19 protein-coding genes and 1 tRNA gene are annotated in these 16,780 nt (G+C 41.8%); 13 read left to right on the forward strand and 7 right to left on the reverse strand.

Features of this window, described 5'->3' with window-relative positions; all coding sequences use genetic code 11:
• The first annotated feature begins 92 nt into the window (after positions 1-92).
• Entirely contained in the window at positions 93-815 is a 723-nt protein-coding gene (thyX, locus tag V7K46_RS20835; protein ID WP_335116403.1) for an FAD-dependent thymidylate synthase, read from the forward strand.
• A 205-nt stretch (positions 816-1,020) separates the two neighbouring features.
• Complete coding sequence (locus tag V7K46_RS20840; RefSeq protein WP_335116405.1) at positions 1,021-1,530, forward strand: dCTP deaminase; 510 nt, start codon at positions 1,021-1,023, stop codon at positions 1,528-1,530.
• A 202-nt stretch (positions 1,531-1,732) separates the two neighbouring features.
• On the opposite strand, the gene dcd is transcribed toward V7K46_RS20840, so the two are convergent.
• Positions 1,733-2,314: a dCTP deaminase gene (dcd, locus tag V7K46_RS20845; RefSeq protein ID WP_442939859.1), complete on the reverse strand. Its 582-nt coding sequence runs from the start codon at positions 2,312-2,314 to the stop codon at positions 1,733-1,735.
• Positions 2,315-2,376: 62 nt separating this feature from the next.
• Positions 2,377-2,910, reverse strand: a complete 534-nt coding sequence (locus tag V7K46_RS20850) for a P-loop NTPase family protein (RefSeq protein WP_335116407.1) — start codon at positions 2,908-2,910, stop codon at positions 2,377-2,379.
• Here V7K46_RS20850 and V7K46_RS20855 point away from each other — a divergent pair.
• The 9 genes from V7K46_RS20855 to V7K46_RS20895 all read left to right on the forward strand — a co-directional run bounded on the left by V7K46_RS20855 (position 2,831) and on the right by V7K46_RS20895 (position 8,688).
• A complete protein-coding gene (locus tag V7K46_RS20855; protein ID WP_335116645.1) occupies positions 2,831-3,139 on the forward strand; it encodes a hypothetical protein in 309 nt (102 codons plus the stop codon). The two genes, V7K46_RS20850 and V7K46_RS20855, sit on opposite strands and share 80 nt — an antisense overlap.
• A gap of 341 nt (positions 3,140-3,480) precedes the next feature.
• Entirely contained in the window at positions 3,481-4,104 is a 624-nt protein-coding gene (locus V7K46_RS20860; protein ID WP_335116409.1) for an adenylate kinase family protein, read from the forward strand.
• A gap of 167 nt (positions 4,105-4,271) precedes the next feature.
• Positions 4,272-5,015 (forward strand): ribonuclease PH, encoded by a 744-nt coding sequence (gene rph, locus V7K46_RS20865; RefSeq protein WP_335116411.1) that lies wholly within the window; start codon positions 4,272-4,274, stop codon positions 5,013-5,015.
• Positions 5,016-5,285: 270 nt separating this feature from the next.
• Complete coding sequence (gene pgl, locus V7K46_RS20870) at positions 5,286-6,005, forward strand: 6-phosphogluconolactonase (RefSeq protein ID WP_335116413.1); 720 nt, start codon at positions 5,286-5,288, stop codon at positions 6,003-6,005.
• A 326-nt stretch (positions 6,006-6,331) separates the two neighbouring features.
• Positions 6,332-7,210, forward strand: a complete 879-nt coding sequence (locus V7K46_RS20875; protein WP_335116415.1) for an FHA domain-containing protein — start codon at positions 6,332-6,334, stop codon at positions 7,208-7,210.
• Between the two features lie 78 nt (positions 7,211-7,288).
• A complete protein-coding gene (locus V7K46_RS20880; protein ID WP_298919359.1) occupies positions 7,289-7,420 on the forward strand; it encodes a hypothetical protein in 132 nt (43 codons plus the stop codon).
• Positions 7,421-7,502: 82 nt separating this feature from the next.
• Positions 7,503-8,246, forward strand: coding sequence for a M50 family metallopeptidase (locus V7K46_RS20885; RefSeq protein WP_335116417.1), 744 nt, complete (start codon positions 7,503-7,505; stop codon positions 8,244-8,246).
• Positions 8,246-8,431 (forward strand): hypothetical protein, encoded by a 186-nt coding sequence (locus V7K46_RS20890; RefSeq protein WP_335116419.1) that lies wholly within the window; start codon positions 8,246-8,248, stop codon positions 8,429-8,431. The genes V7K46_RS20885 and V7K46_RS20890 overlap by 1 nt, the downstream gene beginning before the upstream one ends.
• Complete coding sequence (locus tag V7K46_RS20895) at positions 8,428-8,688, forward strand: hypothetical protein (protein WP_334722419.1); 261 nt, start codon at positions 8,428-8,430, stop codon at positions 8,686-8,688. The genes V7K46_RS20890 and V7K46_RS20895 overlap by 4 nt, the downstream gene beginning before the upstream one ends.
• Positions 8,689-8,799: 111 nt before the next feature.
• On the opposite strand, the gene V7K46_RS20900 is transcribed toward V7K46_RS20895, so the two are convergent.
• The 3 genes from V7K46_RS20900 to V7K46_RS20910 form a co-directional block, all read right to left on the reverse strand.
• The gene (locus tag V7K46_RS20900) at positions 8,800-9,804 is read right to left on the reverse strand and encodes a 2-hydroxyacid dehydrogenase (protein WP_335116421.1); all 1,005 of its coding nucleotides are present in this window, start codon (positions 9,802-9,804) and stop codon (positions 8,800-8,802) included.
• A 220-nt stretch (positions 9,805-10,024) separates the two neighbouring features.
• Positions 10,025-11,047, reverse strand: a complete 1,023-nt coding sequence (locus V7K46_RS20905; protein WP_335116423.1) for a serine hydrolase — start codon at positions 11,045-11,047, stop codon at positions 10,025-10,027.
• Positions 11,048-11,787: 740 nt separating this feature from the next.
• Positions 11,788-12,654, reverse strand: coding sequence for a class I SAM-dependent methyltransferase (locus V7K46_RS20910; protein WP_335116425.1), 867 nt, complete (start codon positions 12,652-12,654; stop codon positions 11,788-11,790).
• Positions 12,655-13,025: 371 nt separating this feature from the next.
• Here V7K46_RS20910 and V7K46_RS20915 point away from each other — a divergent pair.
• A tRNA-Ser gene (locus V7K46_RS20915) sits at positions 13,026-13,110 on the forward strand.
• A gap of 310 nt (positions 13,111-13,420) precedes the next feature.
• On the opposite strand, the gene V7K46_RS20920 is transcribed toward V7K46_RS20915, so the two are convergent.
• Positions 13,421-13,693 carry a hypothetical protein gene (locus tag V7K46_RS20920; protein WP_335116427.1) on the reverse strand — a complete coding sequence of 91 codons (273 nt, stop codon included), beginning with the start codon at positions 13,691-13,693 and terminating at the stop codon, positions 13,421-13,423.
• Between V7K46_RS20920 and V7K46_RS20925 the strand changes: the two genes are divergently transcribed.
• Entirely contained in the window at positions 13,687-14,862 is a 1,176-nt protein-coding gene (locus V7K46_RS20925; protein ID WP_335116429.1) for a CapA family protein, read from the forward strand. The two genes, V7K46_RS20920 and V7K46_RS20925, sit on opposite strands and share 7 nt — an antisense overlap.
• Positions 14,863-14,870: 8 nt before the next feature.
• On the opposite strand, the gene V7K46_RS20930 is transcribed toward V7K46_RS20925, so the two are convergent.
• Positions 14,871-16,469, reverse strand: a complete 1,599-nt coding sequence (locus V7K46_RS20930; RefSeq protein WP_335116639.1) for a serine/threonine-protein kinase — start codon at positions 16,467-16,469, stop codon at positions 14,871-14,873.
• Positions 16,470-16,780: the final 311 nt, after the last annotated feature.

Genomic DNA, 16,780 nt, shown 5'->3' on the forward strand with positions numbered 1-16,780 from the left:
GATAATGGATCGAGTTCAAAGCCATGTTTAACGAACAGGCTCTGCTCCTTGTGTGTAAGCACTTTCAGTCACAAATCCATTCCCAAAAACTAATGCATCGATTTCGAGTAGAGGTTATTGCCAAAACACCAAACCCGCAGCAGGTGATTTATGCCGCGATGCACCAGGACTATACTGATGGGTTCGTGTTTGATGAGCGTGACTCTTGGCCCTCGGAGTCACAAAGCGGCGAAGTTATTGTTAAGCGACTTTTAGCCGGTGAGAGGGGACACTATGGGCCTCTAGAACATCCCCAGATTGTTTTCAACTGTGGCTACTTTCCCCACAGTGTGATGCAGCAGGCGCGTACTCATCGTGTGGGCGTATCATTTGATGTTCAGTCTTTTAGGTACACAGGCAACCAATTTATTGATGTAGTAGAAGGTCAGAAAGACATAGAAGATGTTTTTTACCTGCGTCCCGTTGGCTATTACACTGATAGACAAGGCAAAAAATATCACTATTCACTAGAGCAACGAGCAGCAGATTTGCAATGGTGTGAAGACGCAGCTAAACGATATAAAGCTGATTTTGAGGCTGGAATGTCTGAAGAACACGCAAGAGGTAAAGTGCCTTTTGATTATCGCCAGCATTTTGTAATTAGTTTCAATTTAAGGTCTTTCTTGCATTTTTGTGACCTGAGAAATAAGAAAGATGCTCAACTTGAAATTCAAAAGTTATGTGAAATGATGTGGCCTCACTTTGAAGATTGGGCACCAGCGATCGCACAATGGTATGAAAAGCAGCGTCTAGGTAAGGCAAGATTAGCACCTTAAATATTGGCGCCTCAGCCTCCTTATACTTTTACCCCCTCACAGCTACGTGTCTTGGTGTTCCGAATTTTAAGTTTGATTCAAGGCGATCGCACAATGGTATAAAAAGTAGCGTCTAAGTAAAACAAGATTAACACTTAAAAAATTGGGTATACAATATATAATAAAAGTGTAATTTCTTACACTTTGTTCTCTAAGTAACAAAACAATGAGTGTTATCCCCTTTATATTGGATGGTAGTAATAGAACAGTCGTAGAGACTAGGGAAGAGTATGAGAAAGCTGGTGGTCTTGAAGGAAGTGTAATTTTTATACAGAATCTGAATATCAAACAAATTCATAATACGAAGTCTAGTAATGCCAGCTATGATTTAAGAGTTGGTGATGAATACAGAGATCATAGAGACTCCGGTAAAACTGATTTGTTGGAGAATGGCACAATATCTCTTCAACCCGGTTCTGCCGTAATTATTGAGACAGTTGAATCAGTTCAATTTCCCAAATCTAGATTTGGCCATGTAGTTCCAAAAGTATCTCTTCTGCAAGATGGGTTATCTAACACTTCATCAAAGATAGACCCTGGATATGAAGGAAAACTTTCTATCACAGTTTTCAATTTAGGCAAAAGAACCGTTAAGCTTAGGAAAGGACAAGATTTTTGTACCCTCTATGTAATTGAGGTCAAAGAAGGAGTTATTCACTTATACAAAAGACCCTAAAAAAATTGCTGGAAACTCTAGAAAGGATTTATTAAGTAGGCTTAAAGATTTTATTGAGACAAACCAGACATATTTTACTATTATTTTAACTATTGCAACCATAGTTTTAACAATTGTTCAAATTGTACAGCCTTTAGGTAAACAGGAAGTACAAACACTTCCCAAAGAAAGCAGAGAGAAAACTAAATAATTATTTTGAAGTTTAAACCCTAGCCAGAGTTACACCCTTTAGCTGGTCTTGATATTTACCCTGACGTGCTTCATAATTTACAGCACATGGTTCTCCCTCCAAAAACATTAACTGCACTATTCCTTCACTCGCGTAAATGCGACAATCAGCGCTAGAAGCGTTGGATAACTCTAGTGTCAAGTAACCGCGCCAAGCAGCTTCAGCTGGAGTTACATTTGCAATTATTCCACAACGAGCATAAGTACTCTTACCTATACAAATTACTGTAATATTATCTGGTATTTCCAGCCTTTCAAGGGCAACCCCAAGTCCATAGGAGTGGGCAGGGAGGATGAAGTATTTGCCATTAACATCAGTATGGAGTTCTGTTCGCTCCAAGTTTTCAGGATTAAAATTCTTAGGATCTACTACAGTACCTGGAATATGCCTGAAAATACGAAAATCATCTGGTGACAGTCTGATGTCATAGCCAAAGCTGCTAAGACCAAATGAAATTATAGGTAAATTCTCAATGTGACGTATTAGGCTTGGCTCAAAGGGCGAAATCAAACCCTGTTGAGCCATTTCAGTAATCCAGATATCGTTCTTAATCACAAGTTCGCTGCTAACGTTAATTCAAACCGAGTCGGTATATTAGCACAAACTGAGTATTTTGTTTAGGGTCGATAACTCCGCCGGATCTCTGTAATTTGATCTGCTACATCCAAGAGAGATTTTGGCGTCTCTGGTCCTGTGAGAATGATATCGACCTGGGGAGGGCGTTTTGCCAGAAACGCTAAAACTTCGGTTTCAGGAATTAAACCAAAGTTAATCGCTAAACTTAACTCATCTAAGACAACGAGAGAATACTTACTCTCACACACTACCTGCTGTGTATACTGCCACAGCTTTTGTAAGGCTTGGTTTTCCGTATCTTCTAAATGTGGTGTATCGATACAACGAGGCAAATCACAGCGAATCCAATCTAAATTTTGCCCTAATTGTATGGGTTGATCATGTCCTTGACGAATACCTCCTTTGAGGAACTGCACTATTAATACTGGCGTTCCTTGTCCAGCTATTCTCAGTGATTGAGCCATAACGCTCGTAAAAAAATTGCGATGGGAACTAGTGAAAACTTGCACTAGTCCTTCAACTGGATATGGTAAGGGAAGGGTTGAATTGATACTTGTTTCTAGCTGGGCAACCATAGGGTTAAGTTCAAAAAGATACAATAAATTAAGGCTTTCTGCTGACCAAAGAGGATTCTTGGGAAGGCAGATTTGGGGACTTGGGGAAAAAAGAAAACCCCTTATCTACTTTCTTTTCAAGAAGAGTAAATTCATTTATGCAAAAAAAGAAAAATTTCTTCCGAGATTGCTTGCAACAAGGTATAAGGCGTCCAAGTTTTCAGAGCAAATAGATTTATCTATGGGATAACCCCAAAGTCTCCCTGTCCCAAGAGTTCTCTTATCCCAAAAGTCCTCTTGTTGACAGTAATTATTACAAATCTGCCTGTATAATCAATCTGTTTTTCACACGTGTGGTGGATTTGGCAAATTGCATTCTTAGTCAAACACTACATTTGTGCTGAAGTCAAGAGTTATTTTTGTTTTTTCTCTGAAAGTAGTTGTAAAAATGAAAACACATGAGTTAGAGTTCCAATTATTTAAAAAAGCTGGGCATAACGGCTGAAAATCGCTAAATGTTAGATTTCCCAGTTGTTTGGGCAAAACAGACTTAACAAGTAGTGAATTTGACAGGATGAGGAGTTAATTGTTGTGAGATTGGTGATTGTGGGAGGTTCAGGATCGGGGAAAAGCACTCAAGGACAAAGGCTTTGCAGATACTTTGATATTCCTCTGATTTCTACAGGAGAGATTTTACGGGAAGCAATATCTGGCGATCAGCATATCCCGGAATTTCAATGGTTACAAGCCGATCCCCGGACTTCTTTTTCGGTTTACGCTAGCTTGAGTGAACTAGGTTACCACGCACGGCCCTACATGGAAAAAGGGGAGTTAGTTCCAGACGAAATGATTATTGAATTGATCCAAATTCGCCTCAGACAACCAGATATTGACTGTGCTTGGGTGTTAGAAGGCTATCCCCGTACTGCCTTCCAAGCTAAAGAATTAGATTTTTCATTGGATAATTCAGGACAAAAGCTAGATTGGGCAATTTATCTCCAAGTCTCAGAAGCAGTCATGGTTAGCCGATCCTTGGGGCGATCGCTACCAGATGACCAACCGGAAATCGTGCAACGCCGTGTAGAATTATTCTACGATCACACCATTCCCATCCTAGAATATTACGACCGTCGTCGCCGCCTATTGACCATCAACGGCGACCAGTCACCAGATATGGTGCAGCAAAATATTTTGACTCTGCTTTCAGTTCCTTAGAAAAGAAGCAGGGGAGTAAGAATTTTAGATTTTAGATTTTGGATTAAAGAATTGAAATATAATCCAAAATCTAAAATCCAAAATTGAATTGCCTAATGCCCCTGAAATGATGATTTACAACACTAAGGTAACCTTAAGGCAGTATTGTAAAACTTGAGGCAACTCTAATGGCTTGGCAGCGTCCAGACGGCCGTCTTCCCTACGAACTACGTCCGATCAGCTTTTACCCCAATTTCACCCGCTTTGCTCCCGGTTCTGTTCTCACCAGATGTGGTGACACTCAGGTACTTTGTACCGTTAGCGTTACTAAAGGAGTTCCGAAGTTTCTTGAAGGAACTGGTAAAGGCTGGTTAACTGCTGAGTACCGGATGCTACCATCTGCTACTCAAAAACGGCAAGAAAGGGAATTATTAAAATTATCTGGACGGACGCAAGAAATTCAACGTCTAATTGGGCGTAGCTTACGCGCAGCAGTGGATTTTGAGGCTCTGGGAGAACGCACGCTGACTGTAGATGCCGATGTCTTGCAAGCAGACGCTGGAACTCGGACAACAGCGATTACAGGCTCTTTTGTCGCCTTGGCTCATGCGATTTCTAAATTGTTGCAGTCGGGCGGGTTGGAGCGATCGCCTCTGTGTGGGCAGGTAGCAGCAGTTTCCGTAGGATTACTGGAGCAAGAGCCATTTTTGGATCTAAATTATATTGAAGATGTGGCTGCAACAGTAGATTTTAACGTGGTGATGAATCAACACCTGGGAATTATTGAAGTCCAGGGAACAGCCGAAGAAGGCAGCTTTAGCCGCACTCAGTTGGATCAACTCCTAGATGTCGCTCAAAAAGGAATTCAGCAATTATTAATCGCCCAACGCGAAGCGATCGCTGACTGGGAAGCATTGTTTCTAATTAATTAGTTTTATTAATTTTTAATAAGAATTAATAAATGTATCCTCTATGGCGTTACTCAACCAAGTATCAAGTAACTGGGTGTAAATAAAAATAATCATGAAAGTAGTTAGTAGTTAGTACGACTGACTACTGACAACTCACCGTTAAAAATGATAATGAGCGTCTATATTTTTCCAGCCTACTTAATCCATGATGTTAAATGTTTCAAAATTTCAAAAGGAGGATTGTAATAAGTTCGGTATTGTATTGCTGGAAGCCAGCAATATGATGAAGCTATGAAAACCGTTGAAGTTCTACCGGATCAGCCAGCACTAGTTGCACGAGCGCTAGAATTAATTCTGTCCAAGTTAGAAACTGCCATTGAGCAGCGGGGGCGGTTTACCATCGCCTTATCTGGTGGTAATACACCCAAACCGTTATACGAAGCGATCGCTAATCAAAAACTGCCTTGGGATAAAATTCATATATTCTGGGGGGATGAGCGTTACGTACCACCAGATCACCCCGATAGCAATGAACTGATGACGCGTCGTGCGTGGCTAGATCGTGTTGACATCCCAGCGGCTAACATTCATCCCGTACCAACTTTAGAAGCCAATCCAGAACTGGCTGCTGCTAAGTATGAACAACAACTCAAAGAATTTTTCAATTCTCCTGGGGTCGAGTTTCCCTCATTGGATGTAGTATTACTAGGAATGGGTGATGATGCACATACCGCATCTTTGTTTCCCCACACAGAGGCTCTCAAAGTACGCGATCGCCTGCTGACTGTAGGTAACAAAAACGGAAACCTCAGGATAAGTTTCACATACCCCTTTATCAACTCTGCTCACAGCGTGATTTTTCTGGTTGCTGGTGCTAATAAACGACCAGCTTTGGCGCAAGTCTTTGCACCTGTAGCCGATGACTTCACTTACCCATCCCGCTTAATTCAGCCCCAAGGTGAACTTTGGTGGCTGCTGGATGCGGCAGCAGGTTTGGAACTCCAACATTGAACAATGGGGCACTTGTACTGAGCATCTCGACTTCTCTACGAGACGCTCTTGCGTTCGCTCGATGGAGCCGGCGTCGTAAAGCCTACGGCATAGCTACGCTTAGGGCGCAGCCTCTCGTAGAGAAGTATTGGGCACAAGAGGCAGAAGTTTTTGAATTTTGAATTTTGAATTTTGAATTGATTTGTCTCCCCTGCTCCTTTCCTCGCGTCAAAGCGTCCAATTCATTGTTCCATCAGCAGTAATTGCTAGAATCTAAAGCTAGGGCCGCTCTCTGCTTGCCAGTCCTACCTATATTTATGATGATCTTGAACAAAGGCTAAATATCGATGATCGTCTGCCCTAATTGCAATCATCCTAACCCTGACGGCGCTGTCCAGTGTGAAGCTTGCTATACACCCTTACCCGCGACTACTAACTGTCCCAGTTGTGGGGCAACTGTGCAGGCAGATGCTGCATTCTGCGGTCAGTGTGGCTATAACCTTCACTCCGCAGGAGTTCCACATGTTCATACTGCGGTAGCTGCAACAGTTACTCCCAATATTCCTGTGGAAGTTCCGCCGTTAGATCCACCCGATCCACTGTTAGAACTTTTACAACCAGATGCTTTGGGAATAAGCGGTTCTACTAATTCCCATCCCTCCGGCTCATCTTTACCACCAACAGAGGTGGCAGTTACCCCAGTAGCTCCGCCACAGGTATCTGTTACAGAAAGCAGCCTCCCAGAAGCACCGCCAACCGTTGTAGCTCAACCCGTAGTTTCTGGACAAAGTATTCCGACTCCACCACCTTTGGAACCAACGCCAGCCTCTGAAGCCGAACTACCCCCGCCAGCAGCAGCAGCTCCAACTGCAACTGCTGCCAGAACGCAATTGCAGCAGGTTACAGCGCGGTTAATCCATGTTCAAAGTGATCGGTTAATTGAATTGCCGCAAAATCTCTCTGTGATTCATATCGGCAAGCTCAATGACCGGATTCCCCCTGATATAGATGTTTCAGGATTTCCCAATTCAGAAATTGTCTCGCGGATTCATGCAGATATTCGCGTTGAGGGAGACGCTCACTATGTTGAGGATGTGGGAAGTTCCAATGGCACCTACATTAATAATTTGCCGCTTTTACCGGGGAATCGTCACCGCTTGCGACCAGGCGATCGCATCAGCTTGGGTAAAGGAGACTTAATGACATTTCTTTTTCAACTTGCTTAACTGATATTTCGATCAATTGTGACATCAGTCTAGGCGTTTTCTGCCCATCCTCCGGCATCATTGAAGGAGGATAAACAAATGAACCGCATCAGACAAGCGACGGATAACTATGTTGTTCTTGATAGCGCCATAGTTTACAGCCGTCGCTTTGATGTGCGAATTGTTGCATTGCCCAGCAACCCCACTACCTTAATAATTACACTAGGATAGAGAAAATACACTGCCAATTTTAGATTTTGAATTTTTCGGAAAATCTAAAATCTAAAATCTAAAATCCAAAATCGAGTCACTTATGAGGGAACCAAGCAAAAATTTTAAACCCTTGCTCACCAAAGAAGCCCCGCCAGTTGTTGAACGTATGGGGCTAACCTGGTTAATTGCAGCAGCGATCGCAACTGCTTTACTGTGGCAAATCCCAGGAGGGGATTATATCTTATACCCATTTACAATCTTGGCAACTTGGTTTCATGAAATGGGTCACGGCTTAATGGCACTCCTATTAGGGGGACAGTTTCAGAAGTTGCAGATTTTTAGCAATGGTTCCGGTGTTGCAACTTATGGTATTCGGTCGGGATTGGGGCCAATTGGGCCGGCAATGGTTGCAGCAGCAGGGCCAATGGGGCCGCCTCTTGCCGGTGCAGCTTTGATTCTGGCTTCCCGCAGTTTTAGAGCAGCAACCCTCTGTTTAAAAATATTAGGGAGTTTTTTGCTATTTTCCACATTAATTTGGATACGTTCCTGGTTTGGATTGGTAGCAATTCCCTTGCTGGGTTTAATAATCTTGGGTATCGCCCTGAGAGCACCTCGCTGGGGCCAAGGGTTTGTCATTCAATTGCTGGGTGTACAAGCTTGTGTGAGTACGTACCATCAACTTGATTATCTATTTAGTAGTTCTGCTGGCCCCCTTGGACTCTCTGATACAGCGCAAATGCAGCGGTATTTGCTTTTACCTTACTGGTTTTGGGGCGGTTTGATGGCGATCGCATCTCTGGTGATTTTAGTCCAAAGTCTCCGCGTTGCCTATCGTTTGGAGTGATGGGTAATAAGCATCACAAAAGGGCGATTGAATCTTTGACTCTAAGAATTACTGAACATCAAGAAAAGATTAGACTGGAATCAGAGAAGAGTTTTCCTGACGAAGGTTTAATTAAGCATTGGGAAAAAGAGATTCGTGCTTTTGACAAGGCAATCCAACAAGCGCGTAAAAGATTGGGACAATGAATATGCAGATTAGCGATCGCCCTCTTGCAGTCACGAATTCAACCCTCAGTACCTTGATTGCTGAATTAGGTACAGAGTGCCTGAAAGTACAAGCATTAGTTAATCAGTTACAGTTACCTAGTTTAACTGCTAACCAACAAGCTGAAATTCTAGCAGAACTCTTAGCTGCTGCGGTTCATCTGCATAATCATTGTGACGAAGATTTTCAGACGCTAATTACTGAGGAAATGGAAAATTTGCCTGATGATGAGGATTGAATGGTGATTTCAGTCCAAAGTCTTTGCATTACCTATTGTTAGGCGTAGATGAATGTGCTCCCTTAACGTTATCTAGTCATTTGGTATTAGCGATCGATCTCCAAGCATTACTTAAAGTGAAGGTTGAGCGCGAATTTCATTTGCACAAGGACGACCCTGTTCAAGATCAGCAATATTAGCAACAGTTGTTTCTGCAATATTGTAGAGAGCTTCTACTGTAAAAAAGGCTTGATGTCCGGTAATAAGTACATTGGGGAAGGTTGTCAGACGTTGAAAAATATCATCTTGAATAATTTCGCCAGACAAATCCTCAAAGAATAATTCTGATTCTTGTTCGTAGACATCCACACCGAGATAGCCAATCTTACCAGACTTCAATCCCTCAATCACTGCTTGGGTATCAATCAGCGCTCCTCGGCTAGTGTTAATTAGCATCACGCCTGACTTAATCTGTTTTATAGCCTCAGCGTTAATCAAGTGATGCGTTTCGGGAATCAGGGGGCAATGCAGGGAGATAATATCGGAGTTGGCAAATAGCTCAGGTAGTTCTACATACTTTCCACCTAGCGCCTCCAATTCTGGATTGTGATAAACGTCATAGGCGAGTAGGTTACAGCCAAACCCCTTCATAATCTGTCCTAAAATCAGACCAATTTTGCCGGTGCCGATAATCCCCACTGTGCGCTCATGCAAATTAAATCCCAACAGTCCATCTAGGGAAAAATTGCCTTCTCGGACACGGTTATAGGCACGATGAATTTTGCGATTCAAGCTTAAAATCAATCCTACAGCATGTTCTGCTACTCCATAGGGTGAATAGGCGGGAACACGCACAACGGTAATTCTTAAATCCGCTGCGGCTTGTAAGTCTACATTGTTAAACCCTGCACAGCGAAGGACAACCACCCGAGTTCCCCATGAGGCGAGAAGCTCTAAAGTTGGGGCATCAACTTGGTCATGCACAAATACGCAAACCGTCGGAAATCCGGCGGCGAGGATAGCAGTATCCCGATTTAAACGAGGTTCAAAAAACACTAATTCGTGTTGGGTGAGAGAATTTGCAGCTGACAAAAAATGCCGATCATAGACTTTTGTACTGAAGACTGCTACTTTCATGCAAAACCTCAAGCTGTATGCTGCATGGTATTCGACTACATAATACCTTGGCAGTTAAAGAAGCGATGTCTATGATGGGCTATTCGGCATCACAGCTTTGAACATTGCCAGTCTTCAGGATTGCTGTTAGTGTAAGCGATTCAATTTTATCGGTGAGTATTAAACTCAGACGTTTCGCTCAAAAATTAAGTGTTAATCATGCTTCATACCCAATAACTAATTAAGGTAGATGACTGACTTTTGGCTGCTCGAAGTAGCCATACATCACCTGAGAAACTTGACGAATAAAATCCCTAGCTCTATTGTCATTATTCGGTCTTCGGACAAAAATTCCTGCTAAATAACGCTTACCTGATGGCGTTTCAATGATACCCGCATCGCCTAGTACAAACCGCAGAGTACCTGTTTTATGAGCAATATTTGCACCATAACCTAAGCCAGATGGGAGCAATGTTCTATTGTGACAACGAATCATAATACCTAAAACTTGGGATTGACTTGTCATCGAAATTAACTGATTATTTGTAATCAAAGCTGACAGTCGTACTAAGTCTTTTGCACTAGTTTTATTAGTTCCTTTAAAGTCTCCTAGCAGACTGTGAATTACAGTACTTTGCAATCCCCAACCGTGAAACTTTTGATTTAATTTAGATACACCACCTAAACGGTCAATAATCATATTTGTAGCAGTGTTATCGCTAATAGTCATCATCTTAGTTGCAGTTTGCAAGAGACTAAGCTTAGTTCCTACTCGTTGATACTGCATATCTCCAGAACCGCCAGTGACATGTTTCCGTCGCATCACCAAAGTTTCACCTAGTTTGATTCTCCCTGCATCTACTTCCTGAAACAATGCAATCAAAATAGGATACTTAATTGTGCTAGCGGCAGAAAAAGCTTTATCACCATTAAAACTAAAATAATCCCCAGTTTGTAAGTCCATAAAAAACATTCCGGGAGTGAGGAATTTATAGTGCTCCATTAATGCTTTAATAGGAGTTTTTAATTCTGATATCTCGCGTCCCAGAGGAACTAAACCAGTGAATTTAGAAGTATTTATTCGGTTGACAGGTTCGCTTAGAGGAACCGGAGGAATAAATTTAAGTTTTGGTAGTTGTAAATTATATTGATTTGCACTCCAGTCATTTACGTTGCCAACTTGATTCGTGTTGGGATTAGCTTTTACAGGGGACGATAGTAAAAGAATACTTGTAAGGCTCAATAAGAACCAGCGTAGTTTCATGCAGTGCTGTGAGGATAGTGTTGGATTTATTTACAGAGATTTTCCAAAGAAGTTAATCAAATCCGGATTGATTGATATAGTAATCCCTAAAATATCCCATGTCAAGAGAGATTAATGACACATTACCTAGAATATTAAAAACAAAAATTATGACAAAAAAGCACAATGTTGAATATAGAAAATATACATGTATTACATCAATTAACTATGTATTTATACAAATATTAAGAGATTATGATTACGGTTTTAATTTCGCTAGCAATGATTTATACATGGCAAGAGGGATGAAAAAAGCACTTGCAGTGAAACCAATTAAAAAATGGAAACTGAAAACTACAAAACGACTAATGCTCATTGGCTTTTGAGCATTTTATAACTGTTCTAAAAATTCTACAGGAGATTTATCTGCAACAGGTTGGGTGTTTGTTTCAGAGGTCATCTTAGCTCGACTTTATCCAAAATGAGCATCTGACTTTTCTTTATTCAGCAAAAACCCTAGCTTTTTAGCACAAACTTTTTCCATGTCACTAGTTATCGTTAAACTTCATAAAGTAAAATTCCTGTTTCAAAAAAATGGATAAAGTCGAGCTTAGAGGTTGTTTAAAAAGTATTTTTGCTACTCTAAAACCTAACCACCCTGCTTGCCTACAATATAATAGGGGTTTCAAAGCCTCTCAGGAGTGAGAGAAAGGAATGGAAGTAGGGTTTGTAGTATACTTTAGGACTTTTCAAACATCCTTTTAGTTAACCTGATCAATTGCTAACTGCCAGAGTTGAATTTCATAACAGAGATGCTTATCAAAAATGGTGCGTGCTGCTAACCCCTCGACAATCGGCTTTTCCAGCCAGCGTTTGAACGCTAAACGACCGATCGCGTGTAATGGTGGGAGTGCGATCGCTACAATATCTGCAATATATTTGATGGTAGTCAGCCCAAAAGTCCGGAAGTTATCAACACCCAAGTCAATCGTTGGTGCAATTTGGCTGGAAATGTCTTCAGTCTTAATTAACTTGAATCCAGCTTTTATCAACTCCGCCTGAAGCTCGCTAACGACATGACAATTAGAAAAAATGCCCTTTCGATATCCAGCATCAGAGCGCATCATATCCGCAAGCAATAGGTAGCCACCACTACTCAATAAACGAGCTGTACCTTGAGCCAAATCGTCAGCAGCAATATATTGGCTGCTTTCACTGAACAAAACTAGGTCGTAGGAGTGTGAAGTTTGAAAATCTTCAAATCTCGTTAAGTAGAAAGGTACTTGAGAGTTGGTATTCTTGATAAACTTCTCTTGTTGGATTACATCGGGCGCTAATCCCTCAACAGTGAAACCGCGTGAACACAAATATGCTGCGTTCCCACCGATACCACAACCTACGTCAAGCACAGTTTTTGTGTCCTCTGGAATAAAACTCAAAAGCTTGGCTGCATAAGCAACTTGCGCCGCACGCAGGCGAGTTACAGTCAATTCTTCACCCGCAGTAGGTAGTGGTTCCCAATAGCCGTAATGGAGATAGGAGGAATCTGTGATTCCCATGTAATAATCTATTGCCGCATTTTGATAGCGAGTTGGTTTAGGAATGTTGATTGATTTTGACTTCAGCATTGATGAATTAAGTAAGTTTTAGGGTATTTGAATTGGTTGAAATTCTGACCAACGTTTGCAAACTTGTTCGTAGCAATCGGGTGGAGTAATTTTTAGTTGGTGTAAGAAATTGACCTCAATCTGAGGATCGGCCTTCTCAACAAGACGCCGCGCCAACACCACCATAATAATCTTGTCTGGGTGTCATTGACTCACTGGGTAATTGCGCCAACCACGATAATGAGAAATGTCTTGGGCTTGGGCGTTGCCGGAGCATTCCGTTACACAAAAAAAGCGATAATGTTATAGTAGTATAGGAAATCTGTTAAAATTTCCCTTACTTCATGGCATTTGAGTATACAATAGATACTCAAATCTGTAAATAAATAGCTGGAGAGGTGTCCGAGTGGTTGATGGTGACGCACTCGAAATGCGTTTTGGGGAAACCCAACGGGGGTTCAAATCCCCCCCTCTCCGTTTTTCTTTATTTTGTAAGCATTTCAATTATTTAAGCTTGAAGTTATCTGGTTTAATTGGTTTAAGTTATGTAACTATAGTTAAATCATAAGTATACACAACCAGGACTTACGCAAAATCATGATAAAACGAACCGCAAAGGGGAGGCAGCGCGGTCTTGGAGGTTTCCCCCATGAGCGACTGCCGTCGCAAAGGACATAAAGGAATAAGAGTTTCAGAGAGTTCTTGCGTAAGTCCTAACAACATCATATTCATTATTGCCACAAGATTTAAAATATTCTATAAATTCCGAACTATTATAAATATTAATTTATTCAATATTATTGCGCTGAATAATCAGATTGCTTTCATATTTTTTAATAATTTGGTTATAAGTTTTAGTCAAAAAATTTAGAAAAATTTTGTTGACTAATTCGTGGGCGCTAATATTTTCATCTACACCAAAACAGACTTTCACTTCTGGGCGATTGCGTAATTCTTCAGTTAATTCCTTTGCAAACTCAGATATTAATTCTAAGGCATTAGAGCTTTGGGTTTTTTTGGGATAAACTAATGCCATCGTGTGAGGAGTGAACAATGGCAAATCACAGCATGGGGAGAGTGCTTTCATTTAGTTTTATCAGCGTCTGTTTATATCTGGGTATTAGTATAGGAGTCATTATCCGGCTTGGGCAATCACAGCGATTAAACGCTGCTACTACACCTACTGAGCCTGTGCAATTTCCATTACCTATCCCTGTTACGCCATCAACAACAAAACAACAAACCTTTGCAGACACTATTACCATCAAAGCCGTTGGAGATATTATTCCCGGCACTAATTTCCCTAACTATAGATTACCCCGTTTTCGAGATCAATTATTACCAAAGTCAGTGAGAACTCAGTTGCAAGGATCTGATATCTTATTTGGTAACTTTGAAAGTAGCTTAACTAATTATCCCTACACTGCCAAAGATATTAGTCGTGGACAAGTATTTGCCTTTCGCTCCCCACCTGCATATGCCCAGCTATTTGCTGAAGCTGGTTTTAATGTGTTTAATATGGCGAATAACCATGCAATGGACTTTGGTCCAGTAGGATTTAAAGATACAAAGAAAAATCTTGAGGCTGTGGGCATTGCAACATTAGGTCATAAAAATCAAATTCTCTATTTGGAAGCTAACAATATCTCTGTGGCAATGATCGGGTTTTCTCCTTATGAAACATATAATTCCATCCATAATTTAGGAGTAGCCCAAGCACTTGTAGCAGAAGCCAAAAAGAAAGCCAATATTATAGTAGTATCGATGCACGCTGGAGCCGAAGGAACGGGGGCACTACAAGTTAAGAATCAGACAGAGTTTTTTTATGGAGAAAATCGAGGTAATTCGATCAAGTTTGCTCGAAACATGATTGATGCGGGAGCCGACTTAGTACTTGGACATGGCCCTCACGTTCCAAGAGCGATGGAAATCTATAAAGGAAAAATCATTGCCTATTCTTTAGGAAACTTTCTGGGATACCGGACTTTATCTACAAATGCCCAGACGGGTGACTCAATGATTTTAGAAGTTAAACTCAACCTAGCGGGAAATTTGGTATCAAGTAAAATTATTCCTGTTCGGATGGATCGGCAGGGAATCCCTCATATTGATCAGCGTTTTCAGACTGTAAGACTTATGCGTTATTTGAATAATCAAGCTTTTCCCAAAAATCCGGTGAAAATTAATAAGAAGGGGGAAATTGTTGTAGGCAATATTAAATACAAATAAAGAACTTTTTAATTGTTATCATCTCCCAATTTTTGCGGAAATTTGTCATTTTGAGGTTGACTCGGAATCGGTGAATTTGGCGTTTCCTGTGTTGGTACTATTACACCAGAAGGATCTGACTGTTTGGATTCGGTTGATGGTGCTGTTGGTATAACCACAGGATGTGATCGATTTAGAGGCTGAGGGGAGGCAGAATTTTGCTTAAAAACAGGTGAGTTATTTTGTGGTAATGGTGCTGGAGAAGCATTACGAGATGACCGGATCGCCCGTAGTTTCTCTACTAGCGAGGGTGTAGGTGAAACCTGAGGTAAAGGTGCGGATTGTTCCAAATCACGCCGTTGTGATTCTCTTGTAGGGTTGCTGGGAGTTTCTGGCGGGGAAGAACGACGATTACGCCGCCGCTGCTTGGAATTAGAAACAGGTGCTGATTCGGTTCTTGAGGTGGTGTTAGTCTGTTCACCATTCTCGAAGCTAGGTACTTTCGCGGCTGGCTTTTGAGTAGGCTGTTCAAAAAGCGGTTTTACTGTTGGCTGCGGCTGAGATTTGGGTAAGATTCTAGTGATGCCAAAACCTGCTGTAGCGGCAACCAAGGCTACACCTATACCAATGAATATTTTAGATGACCCCAGTTTTTTTGCCACTACAGTCTGCTTGGCGATGCCTGCGGGGGGCTGCATCAACACAGATGGTCTATGAAGGCGATTTTGGGTAGTTTTCCCAATTAATGCTGCCTGTTGGGCAGATAAATTGACAGTTGGCACTGCGTAAGTGGCTAACGCTTCCGGTGTCATATTCGCCCCATCTCCAGATAGCAGTTGTAACCACTCAGCAACTGTCGCTGGCCGAAAACGAGACTCCACTGCCATACCGCGCATTACTGCCTGATTGACAGCAGCACTCAAATGTGGTTGCAGTTCGCGGGGGGAAGGCATTTGCTCGCGATCGCGCAATAATGCTGGCATAGGAACTTGAGCAGTCAACAGGGTATATAAGGTTGCGGCTAAACCATAAACATCTGTGGCGGGTGTGCGCGGCGCTTGCGTTAGGTACTGCTCAATTGGAGAATAGCCCTCAGAAACCATACCCGTGTGAGTCTGCCTGACACTGCCATTAAATTCCCTGGCAATGCCAAAATCAATCAGCACTACTTCCTGCGTTCCAAGACGTTGGATGATATTATCTGGTTTGACATCTCGGTGCAGCAAACCGTTATTGTGTACTACCTGCAAAGCTGCCCCAATTTGCCGGATGTAATGAATTGCTGTGGCTTCTGGCAAAGGTATCCCTGGTAATACAAATGCGTCTGTCAAGGTTTCCCCAGGAATGTATTCCATCACCATGTAAGGCAGTCCAGCTTCAACAAAAAAGTCACTGACTCGAACTATATTTGGGTGGATACACGTAGCTAATCGTCTGGCTTCATCTTGGAATTGGCGCTCAAATTTGGCGAAATCAGGATGTTGTCGCAGCCGTTCATTGATGGTTTTCATCACCACCTCCTGACCCAAGTAGCGATGAGTAGCTTTAAATGTAATGCCAAAGCCACCCCGCCCTATTTCTTGAATTAGGGTATATTTTCCATCCTGTAAAATTGTGCCTGCTAACATAGAAAATCCTGAGTCTTGAGTGAGCAGATAACCAGCGAGTCCTGAGTCTTGAGGGATTACCAAAAAATTTTCCCATATTTTATATAGGGCAGGGTTATTGCCTGTCTATCCTACAGGATGATTTAGTTGTTGGAACTCCCTAAGCGGGAAAAACCTCCCCACGATCACAACAGTTTTATCTTTTTCATAGGATAACGCGGGAGTCGAGAAATCCTGAAGGAAAAACAGACTCAAGTTGTCTTCCACGTCTGTGATGTCAAGCAGGAAACTTGATTCGACATCTTACTTGCTACAACGCCTAAAGAGCAACT

The sequence above is a fragment of the Nostoc sp. genome, assembly GCF_036917395.1.
Classification (GTDB): Bacteria; Cyanobacteriota; Cyanobacteriia; order Cyanobacteriales; family Nostocaceae; genus Nostoc.